The organism is Isosphaeraceae bacterium EP7 (assembly GCA_038400315.1).
GTDB lineage: Bacteria > Planctomycetota > Planctomycetia > Isosphaerales > Isosphaeraceae > EP7.
The window spans coordinates 1,829,037-1,852,646 of the sequence record CP151667.1 but is presented as its reverse complement, the minus strand read 5'-3'; the positions used below and the strand labels follow the sequence as shown (position 1 = coordinate 1,852,646).

Here is a 23,610-nt window from a genome sequence, read left to right as displayed (position 1 = left end):
GCCGGGCGTGGGTCATTGGAGTGTCGGGCCCCGCCGTCAGTAGTCTGTGGCCAGGGTCGCGGCGGGGAGCTCCTCGGCTTTATAGCCACCGCGAGAACGATCATACAGGGCGATGCCGCCGAAGATCACGACCAGGATGGCCGGCAGGAAGGAAACGTAACGGAAGGACCACTTGGCCCCCTCCGCCTGGGCGGCCTGCACGGCCACTTGTTCCTCGGCCGGCAGGGCCAGGACCTTGGAGTCCTGGATCACCTGGAACTCGTCGACCACCTTGGCCTTGAGGCTGGGGTCCATCGAGCTGAAGGTGACGCCGTCGTTGATCGTGCCCATGGTGGACTGGGCCCCGCCGACGGCCAGGTTGCCGATGCAGCCCATCAGGCCCAGCAGGAACGCGCCCCCCTTGGGGAACCGCTCGGCGGTGACACCAAGCATGGTCGGCCAGAAGTAGGCGATCCCCACGCCGAAGACCGTGGCGGCGGCGACGGCCGTGGTCGCGTCATAGGCCCAAGACAGCGAGAACAGGCCGATGCCCGCCAGCGCGGCCGAGATGGTCAGCATGCCGATGGGGGAGAGCGCGTGGGCAAGATTGCCGGCGAAGTGCCTCATCACGAACATGATGGAGCTGGTATAGATCAGGATCATGGTGCCGCTCATCCCGGCCGTCTTGCCCAGGACGAGGCCCTGCATGCTCTGTGGGGCCAGCTCGGTAGCCGAGGTCAGCAGCATGCAGAAAGCCCAGAGCAGGAACAGCGGCCGGGCAGCTTCCTTGAACATCTCGGCGGACGAGACGCCAGACGCCACCCGCTCGGTGACCGGGAACTCCTGGGTGACGAACAAGATGCCGTACACCAGCAGCGGCAGCAGGATCAGGGCCATCTTGAACTGCCAGCCCAGGAACGTGATCCCGGCCAGATTGTAGGTGGCGTCTGATTTGACCACATAGGCGATGCCCAGCGACAGCAAGCCGCCCAGGATCATCCCGCCCGGCCACCAGGCGTGCAGGATGTTCAGCATGTGCGTCTTGCGGGTGGGGTAGAGCGTGGCGGCAAGCGGGTTGATGCCGATCTCGATCAGGCCGTTGGCCGCACCGACGAGGAAGGTGAAGGTCAGGAGCGTGGTATACGCCTGGTCGCCCTTCAAGCCAAGGAACGGGATGGCGATCGTGCCCAAGGTCCCGACCAGGTGGCAGAGGAATGCCAGGCCGAGCATCAGCTTCATGCCCAGCCGGTCGCAAATCGGCGCCCCGATCAGCATCGCGATGGCCATGCCGAAGAAGGCCGAGCCGCCGATCTGGCCGAGTCGGGTGGTCGAGATGTCCAGCGTCTGGCCCCAGGTCGCCAGCAAGTCCTGACGGATGATGAACGAGAAGGCCGAGGCGATCAGGGCCGTGCAACTGGCGACAAACAACTTCCGCGGATTCATGCGCAGGCTCTCCCCGGGAGGGTGGGTCTCGACCGATCGGATTGGCCGGCACGACGGTGTGGGCTGGGTAGGATCGGGTTGGCCGATCCTAGATACACGAGCCGGGACCGCCATGCCAGAGGCCGGTCGTCGTCGCCCCCGCAGTTCTTCATAGACCGAGCCTCTGAGCCACGATGTTGCGCTGGATGTCGTTGGTGCCCGAGTAGATCAGGCTGCCCACGCTGTCCCTCAAGATCCGCTCCAACCCCGTCTCTGCCACGTATCCGGCCGCGCCGAAGGTCTGGACCGCCTCCAGGCTGTTTTGGACGTAGCTCTCCGAGACATAGAGCTTGGCCATCGCCGCCTCGGTCGTGGCGTCCTTCCCCTGCTCCTTCAGCCAGCCGATCTTGTAGACCAGGTGGCGGGACGTCTCCAGCCGCACGGCCATATCGACGATCCGGTGCGAGACCGCCTGGAACTTGCCGATCGCCTTGCCGAACTGCTTCCGCTTGCGGGCGTGGGCCACACACTGTTCCAACTGCCGCTTCATCGTCCCCAGCGAGGCGGCCAGGATCGACCCCCGCTCCCACTCCATCGACACGTTGAAGACCTCGGCGCCGCGGCCGACCCGCCCGAGCAGGGCGTCATCGGGCAGGCGGCAGTCTTCCATCGCCACCTCGCCCATCGGCACCGTGCGGACGCCCATCTTGAAGATCTCGCGGACCACCCGGAATCCGGGGGTGTCGGCCGGCACGATGAACGCGGTGACCCCCAGGATTCCCTTCGACGGGTCGGTGGTGGCATAGCAGACGAAGACGTCGGCGACCGGCCCGGCGGTGATCCAGGTCTTGCGGCCGTTCAACACCCAGCCGCCGTCGACCTTGGCGGCCGAGGCCTGCATCGAGAAGATGTCCGACCCCGCCTCGGGCTCGCTGGCCCCGTTGGCACCGACCAGCTTTCCTTGACACAAGCTGGGCAGCCATCGGCGTTTCTGATCTTCGGTCCCATACTTGAGGATGGGGATCGAGACCGTCCACAACGTCGCGTTGATGCCGAAGATCAGGCCCGAATCGGGGCAGGCATAGCCCATCCCTTCCATCGCCGCGATCGTCTCGGGCAGCCCCAGCCCCTTACCGCCGTATTCTTCGGGGATCGGCAGCCCTTGCAGGCCAAACTCGCCGCAGAGCCGCCACCCCTCGCGCCAGAATTCCCGGCGTTCGTCGCGGCCGGCCAGGTCATCATTGAGGTGCTCGCGGGCGAACGCGATCGCCGCATTTTGCCAGGTCGTCTGGCTGTCGCTCAGGTTGAAATCCAAGGTGCGGGCCTCCACGCCCTCCGTGCCAAGGCGAGTCCGGGTCGCTCCGTCGCTCCCTCGACGCCGGGCCCACTCTAGCCCGTATGCCGCGTTTCGTAAATCGGACCGCGATGCCCCCAAAAGGCGTCCCGGGTTCGTTTCGTGATGCAAAAGGTCGCGCCGAACGAAGCCACTTTCACCCATCGCAGGGCGTCGCTTGACGGCAATTGTCCGGCAATGCGGATCGGAACCAGATTCGAGAAATCGCCCGTTAGACATTCGTAAATCGTTTTTAAGTAGTGGTTTAGGGTTATCCGGGCCGTACAGCTTCGTGAACATCTCGTCGAATCTTGGTGTGTTCGGCTGACGCCCCGAATTCGGCGGTTCTCCTCGAAACCCGGGCCGAGTCTGCCAGCACTCTCGTCGTTCCCGGAGGGAGAAACTCGAACGCGGTCGATGGCCTTGCTTGGAAATCTGGCCGATCGATGCGCGTCGACGAAAGGATCCATTGAGATAGTCCTAATTTCGAGGAGCTCTCTCCCTACTTTTTGGTCATTTTTCCAAATTCATCCGAAATGGGCGGGCTGCTTCGATCTCGCGACGACATGTTCACAGCCAGGTCGGACGCGAAAGCCCCGGCACTCGCGAGACGTTCGCGGGTGTCGGGGCTCATGATTTGTTCGGCGACGACAGCCCGCGAAGGAGTTACTTCTTGCCGAGTTTCAGATGCTCGTGGAGGAGTTGGCTCAGCTCCTTGCGCACCTCGGCGTGGGCGGGGTCGTCGGCCAGGTTCTTCAGCTCGTGGGGGTCGTTGGCGAGGTCGAAGAGGATCGGGCCTCCCTTGGGGCCGGTCCACTCGGCGTAGCGGTAGCGCTCGTTGCGGACGGTGGCGCCGTTGATGACCCCGGTTTCGGCCCAGACGGTGTAGGCGGGGTGGTCCCAGGCGGTGTTCGGATTGGCGAGGAGCGGGGTCAGGCTCCGGCCCTGGAGGCCCTCGACGGGGGGAAGGCCGGCCAGGTCGACGAGGGTCGGGTAGATGTCGAGCGCCTGGACGACTCTCGGCGCGGGCCGGCCATTTCCGGCGGCCCCGGGGGCGACGACGATGAAGGGGATGCGGGCCCCGGTCTCGAACAGGGAGCCGGCCTTGGACCATCGGCCTTTCTCGCCGAGGTGGTAGCCGTGGTCGCCCCAGAAGACGATGACCGTGTTCTCGCGCAGGCCCAGGCGGTCGAGTTCGGCGATGACCCGGCCGACGTTGTAGTCCATCCAGCTCAGCGAGGCCCAGTAGGCGCGGGTCACCTCGCGGGCCTCCTGCTCGCTCGCATCGCGACCGATGAACAGGTCGGAATTGGCACGAACCGAGGCGGCGGGGATGCCGGGCGGCGGGGTTGGCCTGGACGCGAAGTCGGGCGGCAACACGACCTGATCCGTGCTGTACAGGTCGAAGAATCGTTGGGGCGCCTCGGGCGGGCTGTGTGGCTTGGAGAAGCCGCAGGCCAGGAAGAAGGGCCCGTCCTTGTTCTCCCCGAGCATCTGGATCGCCCGGTTCGCGACCCGGCCGTCGCCGACATCGTCGCCGTCGCCGGGGATGACGATGATCGAGTCCGACCGCCGATCGCGACGCTGGTCCGAGGCCTTCGCCGCCTCGCGAATCTGGGACTTGGAGGTCTCGGCGGGGGGATTCGCGGCCTGCGGGCCGCCGCGGTCGACGCCCGGCGTGGTCTTGGGGTCGCCCCCTTCGGTCCAGGCCTCGTAGTCGTCGATTCCGCCGTGGAACACCTTGCCGCTACGCAGCGTCGTGTAGCCTTGCTGCTTGAAATATTTGGGCAGGCTGACGAATTCGGGGTGGTCCTTGCCGACCCAGGATCGGTTGCCGACGACGCCGGTGGTCACCGGGTAGCGGCCGTTGAGCATGCTGGTGCGTGACGGGTTGCAGAGCGGGTACTGGCAATAGGCCCGGTCGAATCGGACGCCCGAGGCCGCCAGGGCGTCGATGTTCGGCGTCTTGACGACGGGATGCCCATAGGTGCCGAGCTCGGGCCTGAGGTCGTCGGAGAGTATGAAGAGCACATTCAGGGGCTTCTTGACCTCGGCGGCGCGAGCTGCCGGGAGGCCGAAGGCCAGCGAGAGGGCCGAGAGGCCGAGGAGCATGGTCGTGCGCAAAGGGCTCTCCATCAAGGCATCCGTCGAGGGCCCGGGGGGAATCAGGCCCTCGACGGAATGACGAGGTCGATCCGATCAGAAGGAGTCGGCGGAGATGATCTCGCCGCCGTTGCGAGAGCCGAGGGCCCAGAACGGCTGGAAGGCGACGGTCTCTTTGAGAAACCGGACCGAGCCGTCGGTGAGGACGACGTTGGCGCCTCCCGGGTGGTTGCTGGCCAGGCCGTAGGCACCCGGCGAGTTCTGAGTGCCCGGCTTCATGACCATGCACGTGGGATACTTCCCGTTGGGGGGCACGACCGTGTTGCCGATGCTGTAGGCCGGCAGGTTGAACGCCCAGGCCTGGCCGAGATAGACACTACCGTTATTGCGGGTGTTCGAGCCGACCTCAGAGCGCGAGGCGCATTCTTCGAGCCAGTTGAGCAGTGCGTTGTTGTTGTTCGCCTGGGGGAGATTCATGGACTGCGTGTTGCGGGTCACGCCGTCGGGATACTTCGTCAGCCAGACGATGTCCGAGGGGATCGTGCGCTTGTTCGGATTTCCCGAGCCGACCTTCCACTCGCCGAAGGCGATGGTGTTGCTCGTGCCGTCGGTGATGTCGGCGATCCGGACCACGCTCCCGTACCTGAAGACCCCGTTGGGAGGCCCGCCGGTCTGCGTGCCGTCGTGCTCCAGGGTCGAGCCGGTTGACGTGAAGTAGTTCACCCCAGGGGCCTTGAAGCTCTGGCCCAGGATGCGGATCACGTTGAACGACGGCGGCGTGTCCGACGGGCAGAGGAAGAAGGAGAGCCGCGTGTCCGTGGCCGTCGAGTTGGCCGCGTTGCCGTAGCTGTCGATGGAATTGAAGCAGCCGTAGCTGAAGTTCATCGCGTTGTAGAGGCTGCCCTGCTCGATGAACTGGAGCAGGCGGGCCTGTGCGCTGTAGCTGGCGTTGTTCAGGGTCGCCGCGGGATTGACGCCAGAGCTGACGGGCAGGCCCGCGGGCGGGAAGGACCCGAGGGCGCTCTCATAGTTGTGCAGCGCCAGGCCCATCTGCTTCAAGTTGTTCACGCACTGGATGCGCCGGGCAGCCTCGCGGGCCGACTGCACGGCGGGCAACAGGAGCGCGATCAACACGGCGATGATCGAGATCACCACGAGCAATTCGATGAGCGTGAAACCAGGGCGTGATCGTCGTTGCATGGTCTTCATCGAACTCCTGGGGGGAAAGTGGCCGCTGTCCCGGCACTGATCGAGATCCACGTGCGCGTGGAGCCGCCATGGCCGCCTTGCGGGGGCGGGCGCGGGACGGTTTCAGCCCATAGCAACGGGAAAACCGACGGAGGGAGGCTCGCCGTCGAGGGAGGTCCGGATGACGGTGAATTCGAGCGACACACCGATGGTCCGCGAGGACCGAGGAGGCTCTATGGACGATTTGTACTTAAGTCGATCGAATTAATCAAGACTCGCAGAAGCGTCTGAGATGCGATTTATTTGAAAGTCGATAGGATTAATAGGAACAAGTCGAAGGTTACCTCTCCGCCCTACAAATGGATCTGGTTCTGAGCGTGCTCAGAGTTCGAGGATTTCGAACTCGGGCGATCCGAGGTCTCCGTTTCCCGGGGGAATTGCCCGGATGACGCGTGCGAGAAAATGAAGGGAGGAGGAGATCGAGATGCCGCCGATGAGGGCCTGTGATTCACCGGCGGATCGCCTGGCCATCCGCCCGGTCGATCCGGTGTTCCGGCGATGGTTGACCCGGGTCATGCGGGCCCCGATGATTTTGCCGATAGGGGGCGAAGTCATGGCGAGGATTCGTGTGAGGCGTGTGGCGGCTTATGGTTGGGCGGCTCCCACGACGGCAGTGGGCGTTCTGGCGGGAGCGCTGACGCTGGCGACGGGGGGGCGGGGCAGACGGCATCAGGGGATCGTCGAGTTTCATGGCGGATTCTCGACCTGGCTGGCGAGGCGGGCGGGGTTCGGGGCGATGACGCTGGGGCATGTGGTCATCGGCCGGTGCTCGGAAGACCTGGATCTGCTGCGGGCGCATGAGATGGTGCATGTACGGCAGGTGGAGCGATGGGGAGTCCTGTTCCTGCCGGCGTACCTGGCGGCGAGTGCCTGGGAGTGGTCGCGGGGGCGGCACTATTACCTGGACAACTGGTTCGAGCGCGACGCAAGGAGGAGGAGCGAGCAAGTCGGGGTGGTGTCGGCGCCCGGTTCGCTGGGAGAATGGTCGTCCGGGTCGCGCGGGCTGGGGAGTGGCCTCGGTGGCGGTGGCTTGGGTGGGGGAGATTGCGCCGTGATCAAGGCCGTCATTTTCGACGTCGACGGGACGCTCATCGATTCGGTCGATTTCCATGCCCAGGCATGGCAGCAGATTTTCGCCAAGTACGGTTACGAGGTCCGGGTCGAGAAGATTCGGGCACAGATCGGCAAGGGTGGCGACCAGCTGATGCCGGTCTTTCTGTCTGAAGACATGGTCGAGTACGCCGGCGAGGCGATCGAGAAGGAGCGTTCGGAGCTGCTCAAGACGGAATATCTGCCGAAGATCAAGCCGTTCCCGAAGGTCCGCGAGCTATTCGAACGGATTGCAGCTGAAGGGCTCACGATCGTGCTGGCCAGTTCCGCGACCGAGTCGGAGCTGGAGAAGTATGAGGAGATCGCCGGGATCGAGGACCTGGTGGACGCGTCGACCTCGTCGGCCGACGCCGAGGAGTCGAAGCCGAGCCCGGACATCTTCAACGCGGCGCTCGAGCGTGGCGGCGGCCTCGACCCGAGCGAGGCCATCGTGATCGGCGACACCCCGTACGACGCGGAGGCGGCGAAGAGGGCCGGGATCGTCTCGATCGGCGTGCTGAGCGGGGGCTTCAAGGAGGCCGACCTGCGGCGGGCCGGCTGCAAGGAAGTCTATCGCGACGTGGCCGAGCTTCTGGAGAAGTTCGACTCGTCTCCGCTGGCCAAAACAGTCCGCGACCAGGCCTGACACTGGCTGGAGTGCCCGTCGAGATCATGGGGACGGCCGACACTCCGGCACCGAAGTGTGTCCCCTTTTCTCGCGGGCTAACCGGGCGAGAACCGCCTGGGCCTGAATCGGAGCATCCCCGGTCTCAGCCGCCGATAAGGCTGCTGAGGAGCCCGGGGGGCTTTCCTCCGGGGACGTTGATGCGGTCGCCCGGGAAGATCTGGTAATTGGTGGTGGTGTCCCCGCGCTCGCGGATCCCTTCCCAGTCGATCTTGAGGATCAGGTCCTTGCCGCCCGTGGGATGCGGGCGGGTGACGTAGGCCTTCTCGGGCATGCTGTTCGTACGTAGCCCGGCCTGGAGGATGGCGTCAAGGACGGTCTCGCTGCCGGTGATGGGAAACTTGCCCTGCGAGGTGACGGCCCCAAGGACGTAGTAGGTCTTGCTCTGGCTGCCGTTGACGAGCCGGACGGAGACCTCGACGGGGTCGGCGATGTTGAGCTGGGCGGCCTCGGAGCGGAGGAGGTCGGCGATTTTCTCTTCGACCTGCCTCAAGGTGAGCCCCGAGACGTAGACGTCGCCGTGGAATCCGAGGTCGATGACGCCGTCCTGGCGGACGATGGCCGTGGTATTGGGCAGGTCGAGCGAGGCGGGCTTGGCGATGACCTCGATCTCGTCGGGGGGCTCGACCACATAGGGGGGGAGCGAGACCATCTGTAGCTCTCGGGGCTGGTTGAGGTCGAACTCCCCTCGCTGCTCGATCTTGCGTGCGGCGTGCTTGCTGGTCAGCCCGCACCCTTCGAGCCCCGCGGCGCAAAGGACGAGCCCGGCGGCGAGGGTCCGTGCGAGGGGCGATCGGTTCCGCGTCCGTGCGGTCATCGTGCAACACCCTCGGGTACATTGGCCGGACGAGGAGGCGTCCGGGGCCTTGGGGGAGACGGAGCGGCACTGGGCACACGCCGTCGACAACGCTGAATATCGGCGGTCCGGCCGGATCGACTTGAATCGAAGTCTGAGGTTTCTGAGGAATTTCCGGATTGCGCGGGTGGCGAGTGTCGGGATTGACCGATCGTGGAAGTCCGGTTACGGTCCCGCCATCCCGGGAGCCGGCGCGCCAATCTCCCTCGTTTTGGCGCTCCAGGATGCCCCGACCGCCACGGAGGGCGGCGGCCCCGAAGCACGGCGCTCGCGCCGGGGTTCGGGGCGAAAGGCGGCAACCGGGGCCGGTCCTGCCAAGGCCAACCCATGTCGGCATCCGTTGATCGTGTGCTCGTGCTCGGCCTGGACGGCGGGACCATGGCGGCCTTCGGGCCGCTGTTCGACCGCGGCCTGATGCCGCATCTGGCCTCGCTCTGGCGCCGGAGCGCCACCGGGACGCTCCGCTCGTCGGACCCAATGGTGACGCCGGTCGCCTGGACCTCATTCTCGACCGGCTGCCTGCCGGCGACGCATGGGATCCACGAATTCAACTACATCGAGCCATCCGATCGCACCGTGAGGCCCAACCACGCGGGCCGGGTGAAGGTGCCGACGCTCTGGCATGCTCTGGACGCGGCCGGCCGCGACATCGTCAGCATGAACCTGCCGATGACCTACCCGCCGCCGGGAGTGCGCGGGATCGTGGTGGCGGGCTCCGACGCGCCGAGTCTGGACTGGGCCTTCGCCGGCTGCCCCGACTTCAGGGCCGACCTGGCCGAGCACGTCCCCGACTACACCAACAAGATCGTCTGGAAGACCAGGCCCCGGACGCTCGAAGAATTGCGCCCGCTGGCCGCGAGGAATCGGACCATCTTCGAGGCGCAGGCCGCCGCGGCCGAGCGGGCCGATGCGCGGGTCGACTGGTCGGCGATGATGGTCCACTTCCACAACCTGGACAGCTTGCAGCACAGGCTCTGGCCCGAGCTTGACGTCGACGACACCGGCCTGCGCCGGACGGGTTGGAACGCCGAGGTTGAGGGGTGCCTGATGGCGCTCGACGCGGCCGTGGGCCGGCTGCTCGACCTGGCCGCTCGCCGAGACGCCGCCGTTGTTGCGGTCTCGGACCACGGCTTCGGCCCCTGCCGGTCGCTGGTCAATGTCAACGGACTCTTGCGCAAGGCGGGCCTGCAGAAGGGCCTGCTCTACGGCACAAGGTTCCGATACCGGGCGAGCCGGATCGCCGACCGCTTGAGGCGCTGGGTGGCCAAGCACACGGGGAGCGGCGAGGGGATGCGAACGCCGCGATCGGTCGAGGGCCAGGTGGGCTGCGACTGGTCGAAGAGCGCGGCATTCAGCCCGTTCGGCCAGCTCGCCGGCTCCATCTACCTGAATACGCCCGCCCTGCCGGGTTCGTCGGCCGCCGGCCGCGTGACCGACGAGGTCATCGGTGCGTTCCTCGAAGCTCGCGATCCCAAGACCAACGACCCGCTCTTCCGCGACGTCTTCAGCCTGGCCGAGCGCTATGGCATCGACCCCGCCGCCGACGGGCTGCCCGACGTGCTGGCGCTCTCGGCCGACGGCTACCAGGCACAGGCGAAGTGGAGCGTTCGCGGCGACCTGATGCGGCCCGATCCCAGGCTGCCGGCGACCCATTACCGCGAAGGAGTCATCGCGATCGACGCCCCCGGCGTCCGCAAGGGGACGCAGCTCTCGGCCGACCTCCACGACGTGGCGCCCACCCTGCTCTCCATGCTCGGCGAGCGCGTCCCCACGGTGATGGAAGGACGGGTGCTGCACGAGGCCTTCGACCGCCCGCTGGACGTCCGCCGTGGCTCTGCGGCCATCATCCGTCGAGACCCCGCGCGCGATGCCCTCCTGATGGCGGCGGGCCTTGGCGCCGAGTGCGCCTGAACGGCAACCAGACGATCTGGATCAGCGTCCACCGACCATTGTTCGCTTCATTCTCATCTCCCCCCCAACCTTGGAGCCTTCGATGACCGAGACCCGCAACGTCGTCCACGACTACATCCTCAAGACGTTCCTGCCCGGCGAAGACCCCTCCGAGCTGACCGATGAGACCCCGCTGATCACCGGCGGGATTCTCGACTCGATCAGCACGTTGAAGCTGGTCGTGTTCCTCGAAGAACGGTTCGACGTGGTCGTCGAGGCCCACGAGGCCGGGGTGGAGAACCTCGACAGCGTGGCCCAGATCGTCGGCCTGATCGACTCCAAGAAACGGGTTGCCTGACACCGGGCGGAGGAGCCCGCGATGCCCCCGGACGTCGAGTTCGAGCCGAGGACAACCCGGGCCGGTCGCCCGCACCCGCGGCGGATTCTGAGGATGGCCGTCGACCTCGTCGTCGCCGGCATTGGCGTTTTCGCCGCCCTGCTCTGCCTGCGAGCCAAGGGCAACTATGCCTCGGCCCCCTGGATCGGGCTGATTGCGCCGGCGGTGCTCATGTTGGCCTCGGCCGGCTATCGGGCACGCATCTCGGGCGTCGTCCGGGCGTGGTGGGGTTCGCTGGCCGAGTTCAATGAATGCGGGGGCGTCCCTCCCTGGCGGGCGGCCCTGCTCTTCGTCACCTTGCCGGCGATCTTGCTCGACCTGTCGAACAACGACTTCGAGGGTTCCGGCGACACCCGGCCGGTGATCCCGACCGCCGTGAGCCTCGTCACCCAGGGCAACTGGGACCTCGACGAGTTCGATCGCCCGGGACGGCCCGACAACCTGTTCGGGCGAGGTCCGCACCTGGCGTATGACCTCACGCGGCGCCATGGTCGGGTCTACTCGGCCTACCCGGCCGGGATGGTCTTGCTGGCGACTCCCGTCGTTGGCCTGGCCCGTCTGGCGGGTGCCGACCTCTTCGCCGTCCCGGTGCAGGCTCGGCTGGAGAAGATCGTCGCGACGCTGGTCGAGGCGACCGCCCTTGGCCTCTTCTTCCTCATCGCCGCGAGGCTGGCCCCGGCGCCCCTGGCCTTGCTGGCGACCCTGATCCTGGGCCTCGGCTCGGGGATGTTCTCGACGGTGGCGCGAGGCGCCTGGCAGCACGGCGGGATCATCCTAGCGATGATGGCGGTGCTGCTGGCCGAAGTCTCCCGCGAAGGGGGGCCCGGTCGCGTTGGAATCGTGACCCAAGGCGTCGCGTGCGGCCTGCTCCCCTCCTTCCGGCTCACGGCGGCGAGCTTCCTGATCCCGTTCGGCCTCTGGATGCTCTGGAAATCGCCGAGGCGAGCCCTGGCCGTGGTGGGCCTCGCCGCTTTGGTCTACGCCCCCTGGGCGGCCTGGTATCTCTCCATCTACGGCAGCCCGCTGGGCCCGTCGACCTCGCAAATGGGCGGCTCAAGCTGGACCACGCACATCGGATGGCCGCTGATGGGCCTGCTGGCGAGCCCCGGCCGAGGCCTTCTGATCTATCAACCCTGGGCAATCCTGGCCCTGCTCACCCTGGTCCCCGCCTGCCTCCACTCGGCCCGATCCCTGGGCATCACGACCGGCCCTCGCGGCTTCATGCTCCTCTGCGGCCTGATCGTCGTGGCGCACCTGCTGCTGATCGCGGCCTGGCGCATCTGGTACGGCGGCTATTGCTGGGGATCTCGCCTCATCGTCGAAACCCAGCCCTTGCTAGCATTGCTGGCCCTGCCGGGGCTGGCCGTCCTCTGCGCAACCAGGTGGGGCCGCCTGACCGTGGCGACCCTGACTTTGACTGGCATCGTGATGCAAGTCCCCGGCGTCTACCTACATGCCTGCCGCTGGAACATCGCTGTGCACATCGACGAGCATCCCGACTCCGTCTGGTCCTGGTCCGATCCCCCGTTCCTGGCCCCCTGGACGGGCAAGGCGGGAGCCGTTCCGCCTGGTGGTTGAGCCCTGGGTCCCTTGCTCACCCGGCTTGGCCCCATACAAGCTCGTTCGCAGCCTCGATTGCTGCCCGGTATCGATCGAAGCATGCTCCCGGGGCAGGTCAGCACGATCGCGTTCGTCACAACAGACGCGAATGGCTCAATACAAGTTATTCTAATTATAACTATTTTTTAAAGTAATCGACGCGACGTCCTCGAATTAACCGATGCCAACTCGGTCGATCGCGTGATATTCGAGCAGTCGAATGCGATTAACTTCATTCTTAAGCTCTGGGTGCGAGTCGTCTTGCCCACGATGTCGACCGCATGTCGCCCAATCATCGAAAGACTCGCCGCTCCTCCCCCTCGATCAGTACTGCCTGCGCATCGTCGGCGACAGCGGCGGCAAGGACAGAGTCGCCGGCTTCTGAGAATCGCATGTCTTATTTCGGCAACAGGGTTTGTTCAATTCGTTGGTTTCGATTCGCGGAAAGGCGTAGCATACAGCCCGACCGAGGTCCACCGGGACACCGCATGCTCTCGTCGCCCGAGTGCAAATATACAGGAACCCTGATGATCAACATGAATTGGCGTCTTCTTCAAAAGTTCGCCTTGGGGGTGGCCGCGGTCGCCTTCGGGACCGCCGCTCCGGCCGCCCACGCCGGCTTCGTGCCAATCCTGGACAGCCCGGCCCCCGGCGGCGCAGCCTCAGTCTTCACCTACAGCCTGATTTTCTCGAGCAATGGCGGGTCCGAGCAGCTCACCGACGGGGACGTCCTGACCCTGTACGACTTCGGCGCGGGGGTCACCGATCCGAGCAGCGTCGTCATGGTGTCCTCCGACTTCAGCGTCACGGTGCAGAACCTCGGCTTCACGCCCGTCCCCTCGAGCGGCTCGATCAATCCAGTCGACAGCGCATCGATCGCGAACATTTCCTTCACCTACAACGGCCAGACCCTTTTTGCTGACGCAACTTTCTTCGCGACCATCACGCTGAATGGGGCCTACACGACCCGTTCGGGCGAGTATGCTTCGCAGAACGCCTTCCCCGCGGCACCGGGCGGGACGAACACCCAGATCGGCGCCGTTTTCGTCTCCGGAGCCGCGGCCGTGCCCGAGCCGGCCAGTGTGGTCCTGATGGGACTCGGCGTCGTCGTCACCTTCGGCTCCCTTGCCCGCCGCCGGCTAGCCGGGCGTCCCGCCTGAGGCGACCTTTTCTTGATCATGCATGAATAATCTATTATGAAGACTCATTAATTCGTGGTCCGGGCGGCACCCGTGTCGTCCCGGCTCCGCTTGATCGGACGTCCCATCACCTGGCATGGTCCGCCCCCTTTGGAAGATTTCAGCCTCGATCATCGCGATCGTGCCGCGTACGCCCTGGCGGCTCCCGCGACCAGGAGCCATTCGACCTCGGGATCCAGGACACGATCGCTCAGGCTATGGAGGTTCCGGAGCCGGTAGGATCCCAGCGTCCGTCGCTCGATCAGCACCTTCGCCTCCAACAAGGTGTCGAAGTCCACGCGACCCAGGAACTCATCCAAGAGATTGGCGTAGAAGCTCTCGATGAAGCCGTTGTCCCTGGGAGTCGTCTGTGGGAGGAACCGGGCGGTTCCGAGGCGTTGCGCAACGTCGCCTACGCCGACCGGGGATATCACGGTGAGGCGTCACGGGCGATGCTGCGGATCGAGCCGCACCTGGAGTCGCCAGCCGGGAGGCTGCAACCTTGGCTTCTGCGACGCGTCGGTCAGGCTCCTCAGGGGCTCGATCGTCGCCCGCTTATCGAGGGCCAGTCCACGCGCGGGCGGTGGTATTGGCGGGGCGGATCGGTTTCGATCGCGGCCACCAAAGACGGGAGTTGGCCGGGGCTTATTCTGGGATGATCCTGGGTGGTTACTCGGCCTTCAGGTCGGCCAGCCTGCGGAAGTCGTCGCGGTTGCGGATGGCGTCGAAGGCGGGGTCGCTGAAGGGGGCTCCGACGGCGAGGCCCGCGACGACGGCGTTTCGGAGGAGGGCGACGGCCTCTTCGTCGAGGGCTTCGGCCTCGTATCTCGAGGTCTGATTCGCCTGGGCGAATGCCATGGAGAGGACCCGGGCCGCCTGGAAGGTCTCGCCGGGCTCGCCGTCGGCGAGGGCGGCTCGTCGCCGCGCGGCGGCGATCGAGTCGGCCACCCGGTGCGCGGCCAGGGCGAAGGTCGACCAGTGGCCCAGGTGCGACCTGAGCCTGACGAGGACGGCGCGGGGGGCCTCCCCGGTGTGGCGGTCGAGGATGGACTGCTGGATGGTATCGTCCGGCCTCCTGATGCAAGTTCCCGGCGTCTACCTGCAAGCCTGCCGCTGGAACATCGCGGTGCAGATCGACGAGCATCCCGAGTCAGTCTGGTCCTGGTCCGCCCCACTGTTCCTGGCCCCCTGGACGGGCAAAGTGGGGACCGTGCCGCCGGGTCGTTGAGACCCGGGGTCAGTCGCTCACCTGGCTCGACGCCTTTCGAACTCGTGTGTTGGGTCGATCGGAATTGGGGTCATCCCGTTTCCGGATGCCGTTGAACCACGGCAAAATTGACCCAGTCGGGGATTGCGCTCATTAAAGTTCATGATCGGATTGAAGGCTTGGATTTCTATCGCATCGATTGCCCCAGATAAAGGGAACGATCTCCGGCAAAGCTCCCCCGCATGGCCATCCGCCCGCCGGTCCCTCGGTCGCGTGATGCCGGGGAACAACACCTGCCCGGCGGCCTGTCTCCTCGCATGGGCATCGGATAATATGGTTCGGCGTCTCATTCTCCCCGAGCCGGCCCGGGGAGGAACCCGGGCCGGCTCGGTCGCGACCTGCTCTCGCCGGACTGTGAACCTCGGGGCGGCCGCAGGCGATGAATGACGTGACCCGCATCCTCTCGGCCATCGAGCACGGCGAACCCGAGGCCGCCGAGCGACTGCTGCCGCTGGTCTACGACGAGCTCCGCAAGCTCGCCGCCGCGAGGCTGGCGAAGGAGAAGCCCGGCCAGACTCTCCAGGCTACGGCGCTGGTCCACGACGCGTACCTGCGGCTGGTGGGATCGGGGGATGCCGGGGGGTGGAACGGCCGCGGCCACTTCTTCGGCGCGGCGGCCGAGGCCATGCGCCGCATCTTGGTCGAGGCCGCACGCCGCAAGGCCGCCCTCAAGGCCGGCGGGGACCGTCAGCGGGTCGACCTGGCCGTCGCCGAGCCGGCCCTCGCGGGACCCGACCTTGACCTGCTCGCCCTGGACGAGGCCCTTTCGGCCCTGGAGGTCAAAGACGGGCGGAAGGCCGAGCTGATCAAGCTCCGCTTCTTTGCCGGCCTGACGATCGATCAGGCCGCCAAGGTGCTCGGCATCTCCACCTCAACCGCCGACAGCGAATGGGCTTACGCCCGGTCTTGGCTGCGGGTCGCCATGCTCGGGGACGAGGCGGACGGGCCCGACGGATGAAGGCCACCGAGATTCTCGCCGGCCGGGTTGGGTAAAGCGCGGCCCGATTGCGCATTGGACTGAAGGGGAAACGTGCTAGCCAGCCGGGAGGCGGTCGATGGATTCCGTGCAGCTCGACGAGGAGGCGATCTTCGACGTGGCACGGAAGATCACGGACCGCGAGGCCCGGGCGTTCTACCTCGCTCAGGCTTGCGGGGGCGACGCCGCCCTGGTCCGCCGGGTGGAGAGGCTGGTCCGCGTTGGCGAGCAGGAGGCGAACTTCCTCATCGCGCCCACCAGCGACGTGACCGTGTGCCTGCCCGCCGCAGCCGAGCGACCCGGCGTGACGATCGGCCCCTACAAGCTGCTGGAGCCGATCGGCGAGGGGGGCATGGGCACCGTCTACATGGCCGAGCAGGCGCAACCGGTGCGGCGCAAGGTGGCCCTGAAGCTCATCAAGTCGGGGATGGACTCGAAGCAGGTGGTGGCCCGGTTCGAGGCCGAGCGGCAGGCCCTGGCGCTGATGGACCACCCGAACATCGCCCGGGTGCTCGACGCCGGCGCCACCGACTCGGGCAGCCCCTACTTCGTCATGGAGCTAGTCCGCGGCGTCCCGATCACCGAGTTCTGCGACCGCGAGCAATTGCCCGTTGCCGCGCGGTTGGAGCTTTTCGTGCTGGTCTGCCGGGCGGTCCAGCACGCTCACCAGAAGGGGGTGATTCACCGCGACCTTAAGCCGTCGAACGTCCTGGTGACACTGCACGACGGCGTGCCAGTACCGAAGGTGATCGATTTCGGGATTGCCAAAGCCACGGGACAGAGCCTCACCGACAAGACGCTCTTCACCGGGTTCGCGCAGCTGGTGGGAACGCCGCTGTATATGAGCCCCGAACAGGCGGAGATGAGCGGCCTCGACGTCGACACCCGCTCGGACATCTACTCACTGGGGGTGTTGCTTTACGAGTTGCTGACCGGTACGACACCGTTCGACTCGGAGACGCTCAGGAGGGCGGCGTTCGACGAGATGCGGCGGATCATCCGCGAGGTCGAGCCGCCGACGCCCAGCACTCGCCTGAGCACGCTGGGCTTGTCCCTATCAACGGTCTCGACGCGGCGGGGTTCCGACCCACGTCGACTTAACCGCGCCGTGCGGGGCGAGTTGGACTGGATCGCCATGAAGGCCCTGGAGAAAGACAGGAGGAGGCGCTACGAGACGGCCAGCGACTTCGCCGCCGACGTGATGCGCTACCTGACCGACCAGGCGGTGGAGGCGTGCCCGCCGTCGGCACGCTACCGACTAGGGAAGTACGCCCGCCGCCACCGCGCGGCCCTGACCGCCGGGGCGCTGGTCGCCCTGGCGTTGTTCGCCGGGACGGCGGCCAGCGCATGGCAGGCGTTCCGAGCGACGCGGGCCGAGAGGCGGGCGGCCGCAGCCCTGGACGACACCGGGGCCGTTCTCGATTTCCTCGTCGGCGATATCTTCGGCGGCGCGGCGCCCGAGAACAACGGCGGCCGGGTCGCGACGATCCACGACATCCTCACGCGGGGCGAGGGGAAGATCGCCGCCCGCTTCGGTCGCCGGCCGCCGGTCGAGGCCTCGGCGCGCCACGCCCTAGGCGAGGCCTATTTCGCCCTCGGCGATTACCATGAGGCCGAACGGCAATATCGCCTCGTCGTCCAGCTCCGGTCGCAGCACTTCGGACCCGAGGCGCCCCAAACCGTCGCGGCCCAGGCGACCCTGGTCCGGGTCCTCAACTTCCAGGACACGGTCCCCACGACGAGCCGGCTGGAGGCCGAGAAGCTAGCCCGCCGCGCCTCGGCGTTCTATCGCCGCGCGCTCGGACCGCATCATCCCGAGACGATTCGGGCTGCCTCGGATCTTGGAGACGCCCTGTTTCGCCGGGGCCAGCGGGACGAGGCGCGGAAGGTCCTCGAGGGAGTCCTGGCAGACCAGGCCCGCGTCCTCGGCCCCGATCACCCCGACGCGCTCCGGACGCTGCACATCTACGCCAAGGTGCTCCTGGAGCTGGCGGGCGACCTTGCGGGGTCCGAGGCGGCGTTCCGGCGTGGCTTCGAGGATCGCCGCCGGACCCTGGGGCCGGACCACCCGGACACGCTCACCAGCCAGGGCTATCTCGGGGCCGTCGTGTTCCGGCGGGGCCGGCAGGACGAGGGGATCGCCCTCCAGCTCGAGGCCACCGAGGGCTACCGGCGAAATTTCGGCCCGAACCACATCCGGACCAGCGGCGCCCTCGGCTACCTCATGCGAAAGCTGCGGGAGAGGCCAGACCCGGCGCCGTTGCGCGACCTGTGCCAGCGCTGGCTCCGCGAGATCCTGGGGGCCCCGCCCGGTCACCACCCTTACGAGCGCGAGCGGCGGGCAATCACATTGATCCGACTGGTTCGACAACTCGTCACCCTCCCTAGGTCGACCCCGTTCGACGGGGAACTCGCCGTCCGCGCCGCCGAGGACGCGGCCGCCATCTCCGAGGGACAGTCCGGCGGGCTCGCGCTGGCCCTGGCCTACGACCGCGTGGGCCAGGCGGAGAGGGCGATGCAGGCCGCGCGTGTGACGATGGCGCGACCGGACTGGGAGCCCGACGGGCATGCCTGCCTGGTCCTGGCGCTGGTGCACGCCCACGGCGGCGAGTTGGAGGAGGCCCGCGGATGGTTCGCGAAGCTGCCGCCGGGGTTCGAGCCGGAGCAGGGGGACGCCCCGACGCGTGCCCTCTACGCCGAGGCCGCCGCCCTGCTCGGGACGACGCCCGGTGCGGACGAGGTCGCCAGGTGACCTGACCGGAGATCGCGGGATTTTGGGGCGACGTCTTCGGCGGTCACCGGTTCCCCTACGCGCACTTCCCTCGATGGCTCGCGTGGCGGGACTTACGTTCCGCCATGCGCCGCTCTTGGCATGACCCCGGAAGGGCAAACCGGCCCCCGTGCCGAGAATTTCCGTGATTCTTGCCCGTTCTGTTGGGTAGTCCATGAGCCGATTGCGCATTGACCTACAGGGGACGACGATGGGCCCGGTCGAGGCGAGTGGTGATGAGCTTTATCCCGCCCGATGCGAGGCTTCGCCCCGTCCCAGAGCGACGGACACGTGTGCCGGAACACCCTTTCGACGAGGAATTCTCCCATGCGACGCAGCCTCCTCCTGCTGGCCCTGGCCATCAACGCCGCCCAGACGACCGCCGCCCAGACCCAGACCGGGCCCGGGACCATCTATTACCTCTACGGCTCCACCACCCCGAGAGACGCGTACCGGGTTTCCGGCAACGGCACCGGCACGGTCTACCTCGGCCCTACCAAGGGGGTGAGGACCACCGCCCTGGAGATCTATCCGGGGGGCAGACAAATCTTCGGCACGGCCGAGCCCCTGGGCCCGATCCCGGGCGTCTCGGCCAGCTACGGGGACCTCATGCTTATCTCGGAGAAAGGGAAGGTCCCCACGACCGTGACGAACTTCCGCGGCCCTCAGTACCTCGACCAGAACGGCGCCCGGTGCCGGTTCTCAAATGACCAGCGGGACAGCTTCTTCTCGTTCGTGGTCTACGACACGCGCACATCACTCTGGGTGTACTACCGCTACAACGGCCCGGTCTCGGACGTCTTCCAGCCCGACTTTATACCGTTCTCGTCGGATGACCCGCGCCTGGAGTATGTCATCTCCGAGACCAACGATTATCGCTTCCGAGAGTTCTATGATTGGGACCCTACCGGGACCTGGCTCACCTACTCTGACCGTGACGCCGCCGGCAGGTTCGTGACCTCCGTCCACAACCACCAGACGCAAACCTCGATCACGGTGAACAACCCGGCTGTGAGCGGGCTCGACATGACGTCCCCGTGGGGCTCTTCCACCGAATTCCGCCTGTTCAGCCCGGCGAGGTATAAGGACGGGACCAAGGGCATTGTCTCGTTCTACCCGGACACCGGCCGGTGGAGCTGGGTCATTAAGGAGGGCGGAACAGGGTCTAAGTATGTCGACATGTTCTCGCCGCCCGCGATCTCGCCCGATGGGACTACGTTGGCCTTCGGGATGCGCCGGATGGTGGGCAAGTACATGTATCCGAGCCTCGTCCGGGTGCCGGCCAGCGGGGGGGCGTATACGCCGCTCGTGACCTACACGGACCGCGATGCGAGCCCGATGAATGCGGGCGGCCTGGGGTGGAAGTGGTGAGCGTCCCTCCTGAGCTCCGCCTCGGTCCATCAACCTTGGAGCGATCCGCAAGGCGGTAATGAGCCTCGGCCCGGGACTCACGATCGCGAGAAGAACCCAATCTGTCAGGCGTCCGGCCGCCCGCACAAGGTCTGGTCGGACGCCTGATCGCATCCCTTGCCGGATGGATCGAATCGGGACTTCCGGGCGGAGGACTCAATCGGCCTCCGGCCAGCAGAGCGAAACATAGAGGGCAATTCACGACGCTCGTCCGGGGCCTAGAGGTGCGAATGCGATTTTTTTCGGCAACACCAGGGCAAGAATGAACGATGGGCGCGGCCACGGCAGAGTCCGTCGTGGCCGTCCCTGACCCGCCCTCTTAGCAGCGACCACTCACTCTCATGGTCGTCGCGGCCACTGGCGACGGGAGTTGGCCGGGGCTTATTCGGGGATGATCCTGGGTGGTTACTCGGCCTTCAGGTCGGCCAGCCTGCGGAAGTCGTCGCGGTTGCGGATGGCGTCGAAGGCGGGGTCGCTGAAGGGGGCTCCGACGGCGAGGCCCGCGACGACGGCGTTTCGGAGGAGGGCGACGGCCTCTTCGTCGAGGGCTTCGGCCTCGTATCTCGAGGTCTGGTTCGCCTGGGCGAATGCCATGGAGAGGACCCGGGCCGCCTGGAAGGTCTCGCCGGGCTCGCCGTCGGCGAGGGCGGCTCGCCGCCGCGCGGCGGCGATCGAGTCGGCCACCCGGTGCGCGGCCAGGGTGAAGGTCGACCAGTGGCCCAGGTGCGACCTGAGCCTGACGAGGACGGCGCGGGGGGGTTCTCCGTTGTGGCGGTCGAGGATTGATTGCTGGATGGAGATCGCCTGGAGGAGGTGAGACGCGGCCTCGTCTTGGGCGCCGAGCCTCGACTGGGCGGCGCCGAGCCACTCGTGGATCTCGCCCTGTCGGCTGAATTTCTGCCAGTCCTCCCCCGCGAGGATGGCCGGGACGACGAGGCCGGGCTGGAGCAGGTCCTTAAGAAGTGCGACGGCCTCGGTGTCGGCCTTGGCGGCCTGATCGGCGCGGCCGGCCCTGGCGTAGAGCTCTCCCAGATTGACCAGGCCTTTCGCCAGGCCCGTCTTGTCGGCACGGTCCTCGGGGATGTAGGCGACCCCATAGCGGAGCGACTGCACCGAGCGCTGCTGCGTGGCGATGGCCTCGCCGACCTGGTTCAGCTCATCGTGGATCAGCGAGGCCTGGTGGGTCGCGTTCGCGGCGGTGTTGTGGAGCTTGAGTCCGGGGGTGTTCGAGCGGCGGAGCCAGTCGCCGACGAGGGGGTGACCGACGATGGCGTCGAGGGTGCGTGCGGCGTGATCGAAGGCCTCGAGGGCGCGCCGCCCCCGATGAGCGTCGAGCTGCCGCTCCCCCTGCGTGATCCAGGATTGGGCCATCTCGAAGCGCTTCTGGAGGTCATCGGGAGACTGATCGACGATGAATTGCTCCAGCCTGAGCGCATCGCGGCAGGCGTCGTCGGCGTCGCCCGGTTGGCGGAGGACGTCGGAGATGGTGGCCTGGCGCCTGAGGAGCTGCGCGAGCGTCTTGCGGGTGAACTCGTCGCCGATGTCGTACCGGCCGCCGGGCCGCTGGATCACGTCGCGGAGGGCCCTGGTCGACTGCTCGAGCACGCGCTTGCGGGTCGCGAGGAATGCTGGGCTGGGCCCCCCCACCTCGTACTGGGCGAGCAGGTCGTCGCCCGCCAGCAGGTTCTCATTGAGCCTGCGCATCGCGGCGGAGAACTCGTCGTGGCGGGCCTTCTCCTTCTGCACCTCGTTGGCGTGGCTCCTGAGCACGATCTGCACGCGGGACTTGAGGAGGTCGGCCTCTCCCCGGCTCTCGATCAGGGCGGCGAGGGTGCGCAGCCAGAGGAGGGCCAGGACGACCGGGAGGATCAGGATTGTGAGTGCCGAGGCCCCCGCGAACGAGGCGTAGACCGGGTGGCGGGTCGCCCAGCCGATCAGTCGCACGGTCAAGGAGTCGGGCTGGGCGCGGATCTGCTCGCCTCGGGTGAACCGGATGATGTCGTCGGCGAGTTCGTCGGCGGTCGAGTAGCGGCGCCCCGGGTCCTTCTGAAGGCACTTCAGGATGATCGTCTCGATGTCGCGCGGCAGGTCGGGGCGCATCTTGCTAGGTGCGGGGGGCTCGTGCGTCAGGGCGAGCTGGATGGTGCTGGCCGGGGTCGAGGCGCGGAACGGCGGCCGGCCGGTGACGAGCTCATAGAGGATCGCCCCCAGCGAATAGACGTCGGCCGCGGCGCCGACGTCGCGGGCTCCCTCTCGGGCCTGCTCGGGCGCCATGTAGCAGGGTGTGCCGAGCATGTGCCCGGTGAGCGTCTGGCCCAGCGGGCTGTCCAGCATCTTCGCCAGGCCGAAGTCGGTGAGCTTGGGCACGCCGTCGACGGTGAACAGGACGTTGGCCGGCTTCAGGTCGCGGTGGATGATCCCGCGCACATGAGCGTGGTGCGCCGCCCTGGCCAGCTTCTCGACCAGGAGCGCCGAGGACTCGACCTGCCTGGGGGTCCCGTCGAGCCTCCGCTCCAGGCTTCCTCCCTCGGCCCATTCCAGCGTGAGGTAGGGGATTCCATGGCTCTCGCCCACGTCCAGGACCTGGACGATATTGGCGTGCTGGAGCCGGGCGATCGCGTCGGATTCCTGGCTGAAGCGGGCGAGCAGCTCGGTTGAGGAATACGAGCCCGTGAGCACCATCTTGACTGCGACCAGGCGGTTGGGCTTGTGCTGCCTTGCCTTGTAAACGACCCCCATGCCGCCGCGGCCCAGCTCGCCGAGGATGTCATACCCCTCGAGCTCGGGCTTGCGGAATAAGAGAGGCGGGGCCACGCCGGCGAGCGTCTGCTCCTGGCGGAAGAGGTTGGGCAGGGGGGCGCCCTCGGCGCCCGACGCCTTCTTCAGCCGCTCGAGCCGTGAATTGAAGAGGATGTCGACCTCGACCTGGAGCCTGAAGGCCGCGGCCAGTTCGGGAAACCTCTCCGCATACTCGTCCTGGGTCGGCGACTCGCCCAGTTGCTGGCGGATCTGGTATTCGCCGAAAACGAAATCGAGCAGGACGTTGGAGTTCCAGCTCAGGTTGGGGTTCTCGTCCCGATACTGCTCGACCGATGGCCGATCGCCGGACCGCCAGCGCTCGATCTGGTCATCGCGGAGCGCCTCGAGGCGAGGGTCCACGGCCGCCTCGCCCGCCGCCGCTGACCTGGACTCGTTCGCCATGCGAGTTCGCCCGCCCGTTAAGGCCTGATCCGCCGGCTCGACTGGTCGCGTCCCCGTGACACGCGAGCGATCCGGTCATCTTGGGCGGTCGTGCGAGCTCCCGGGAAGCCGACACTCGTCGTCGGCCGGCGGTTCGGTCACCCCTGTTCTCGCGGACCCAAGTCCGGCGGCCCGCGTTCGACGGGGGCAAGGCGTGACAGGGGTAAG

The 23,610-nt window shown here is 66.9% G+C and carries 17 protein-coding genes; 9 read left to right on the top strand and 8 right to left on the bottom strand.

Annotated elements, in window-relative coordinates; all coding sequences use genetic code 11:
* Positions 1-36: 36 nt before the first annotated feature.
* The 4 genes from EP7_RS07170 to EP7_RS07155 all read right to left on the bottom strand — a co-directional run bounded on the left by EP7_RS07170 (position 37) and on the right by EP7_RS07155 (position 6,037).
* Complete coding sequence (locus EP7_RS07170; RefSeq protein WP_463527143.1) at positions 37-1,422, bottom strand: MFS transporter; 1,386 nt, start codon at positions 1,420-1,422, stop codon at positions 37-39.
* 148 nt (positions 1,423-1,570) lie between these two features.
* A complete protein-coding gene (locus EP7_RS07165; RefSeq protein WP_463527141.1) occupies positions 1,571-2,716 on the bottom strand; it encodes an acyl-CoA dehydrogenase family protein in 1,146 nt (381 codons plus the stop codon).
* A gap of 684 nt (positions 2,717-3,400) precedes the next feature.
* Positions 3,401-4,870, bottom strand: a complete 1,470-nt coding sequence (locus EP7_RS07160; RefSeq protein WP_463527140.1) for a sulfatase — start codon at positions 4,868-4,870, stop codon at positions 3,401-3,403.
* A 63-nt stretch (positions 4,871-4,933) separates the two neighbouring features.
* Complete coding sequence (locus tag EP7_RS07155; protein ID WP_463527139.1) at positions 4,934-6,037, bottom strand: DUF1559 family PulG-like putative transporter; 1,104 nt, start codon at positions 6,035-6,037, stop codon at positions 4,934-4,936.
* 1,102 nt (positions 6,038-7,139) lie between these two features.
* On the opposite strand from EP7_RS07155, the gene EP7_RS07150 reads away from it, so the two are divergent.
* Complete coding sequence (locus EP7_RS07150; RefSeq protein ID WP_463528378.1) at positions 7,140-7,820, top strand: HAD family hydrolase; 681 nt, start codon at positions 7,140-7,142, stop codon at positions 7,818-7,820.
* A 124-nt stretch (positions 7,821-7,944) separates the two neighbouring features.
* On the opposite strand, the gene EP7_RS07145 is transcribed toward EP7_RS07150, so the two are convergent.
* Positions 7,945-8,676 (bottom strand): polysaccharide biosynthesis/export family protein, encoded by a 732-nt coding sequence (locus tag EP7_RS07145; RefSeq protein ID WP_463527137.1) that lies wholly within the window; start codon positions 8,674-8,676, stop codon positions 7,945-7,947.
* 366 nt (positions 8,677-9,042) lie between these two features.
* Here EP7_RS07145 and EP7_RS07140 point away from each other — a divergent pair, with 366 nt between their 5' ends.
* From EP7_RS07140 to EP7_RS07125, 4 genes are all read left to right on the top strand, one after another.
* Positions 9,043-10,626: an alkaline phosphatase family protein gene (locus EP7_RS07140; RefSeq protein ID WP_463527135.1), complete on the top strand. Its 1,584-nt coding sequence runs from the start codon at positions 9,043-9,045 to the stop codon at positions 10,624-10,626.
* Positions 10,627-10,708: 82 nt separating this feature from the next.
* A complete protein-coding gene (locus EP7_RS07135; protein ID WP_463527133.1) occupies positions 10,709-10,963 on the top strand; it encodes an ornithine lipid biosynthesis acyl carrier protein in 255 nt (84 codons plus the stop codon).
* A 21-nt stretch (positions 10,964-10,984) separates the two neighbouring features.
* Positions 10,985-12,580: a hypothetical protein gene (locus EP7_RS07130; protein ID WP_463527131.1), complete on the top strand. Its 1,596-nt coding sequence runs from the start codon at positions 10,985-10,987 to the stop codon at positions 12,578-12,580.
* 557 nt (positions 12,581-13,137) lie between these two features.
* Complete coding sequence (locus tag EP7_RS07125; RefSeq protein ID WP_463527129.1) at positions 13,138-13,761, top strand: PEP-CTERM sorting domain-containing protein; 624 nt, start codon at positions 13,138-13,140, stop codon at positions 13,759-13,761.
* A 149-nt stretch (positions 13,762-13,910) separates the two neighbouring features.
* Here EP7_RS07125 and EP7_RS07120 read toward each other — a convergent pair whose 3' ends face one another.
* Both EP7_RS07120 and EP7_RS07115 read right to left on the bottom strand, forming a co-directional pair.
* Positions 13,911-14,213 (bottom strand): integrase core domain-containing protein, encoded by a 303-nt coding sequence (locus EP7_RS07120; protein ID WP_463527127.1) that lies wholly within the window; start codon positions 14,211-14,213, stop codon positions 13,911-13,913.
* A 235-nt stretch (positions 14,214-14,448) separates the two neighbouring features.
* Entirely contained in the window at positions 14,449-14,727 is a 279-nt protein-coding gene (locus tag EP7_RS07115; RefSeq protein WP_463527125.1) for a hypothetical protein, read from the bottom strand.
* Positions 14,728-14,836: 109 nt separating this feature from the next.
* On the opposite strand from EP7_RS07115, the gene EP7_RS07110 reads away from it, so the two are divergent.
* From EP7_RS07110 to EP7_RS07095, 4 genes are all read left to right on the top strand, one after another.
* Positions 14,837-15,007 carry a hypothetical protein gene (locus tag EP7_RS07110; RefSeq protein ID WP_463527123.1) on the top strand — a complete coding sequence of 57 codons (171 nt, stop codon included), beginning with the start codon at positions 14,837-14,839 and terminating at the stop codon, positions 15,005-15,007.
* Between the two features lie 418 nt (positions 15,008-15,425).
* Positions 15,426-16,004, top strand: a complete 579-nt coding sequence (locus EP7_RS07105; RefSeq protein WP_463527121.1) for an ECF-type sigma factor — start codon at positions 15,426-15,428, stop codon at positions 16,002-16,004.
* Positions 16,005-16,101: 97 nt separating this feature from the next.
* The gene (locus EP7_RS07100; RefSeq protein WP_463527119.1) at positions 16,102-18,774 is read left to right on the top strand and encodes a serine/threonine protein kinase; all 2,673 of its coding nucleotides are present in this window, start codon (positions 16,102-16,104) and stop codon (positions 18,772-18,774) included.
* 345 nt (positions 18,775-19,119) lie between these two features.
* Positions 19,120-20,163, top strand: coding sequence for a hypothetical protein (locus tag EP7_RS07095; protein ID WP_463527117.1), 1,044 nt, complete (start codon positions 19,120-19,122; stop codon positions 20,161-20,163).
* Positions 20,164-20,607: 444 nt separating this feature from the next.
* On the opposite strand, the gene EP7_RS07090 is transcribed toward EP7_RS07095, so the two are convergent.
* Positions 20,608-23,361 carry a serine/threonine-protein kinase gene (locus EP7_RS07090; protein WP_463527115.1) on the bottom strand — a complete coding sequence of 918 codons (2,754 nt, stop codon included), beginning with the start codon at positions 23,359-23,361 and terminating at the stop codon, positions 20,608-20,610.
* Positions 23,362-23,610: the final 249 nt, after the last annotated feature.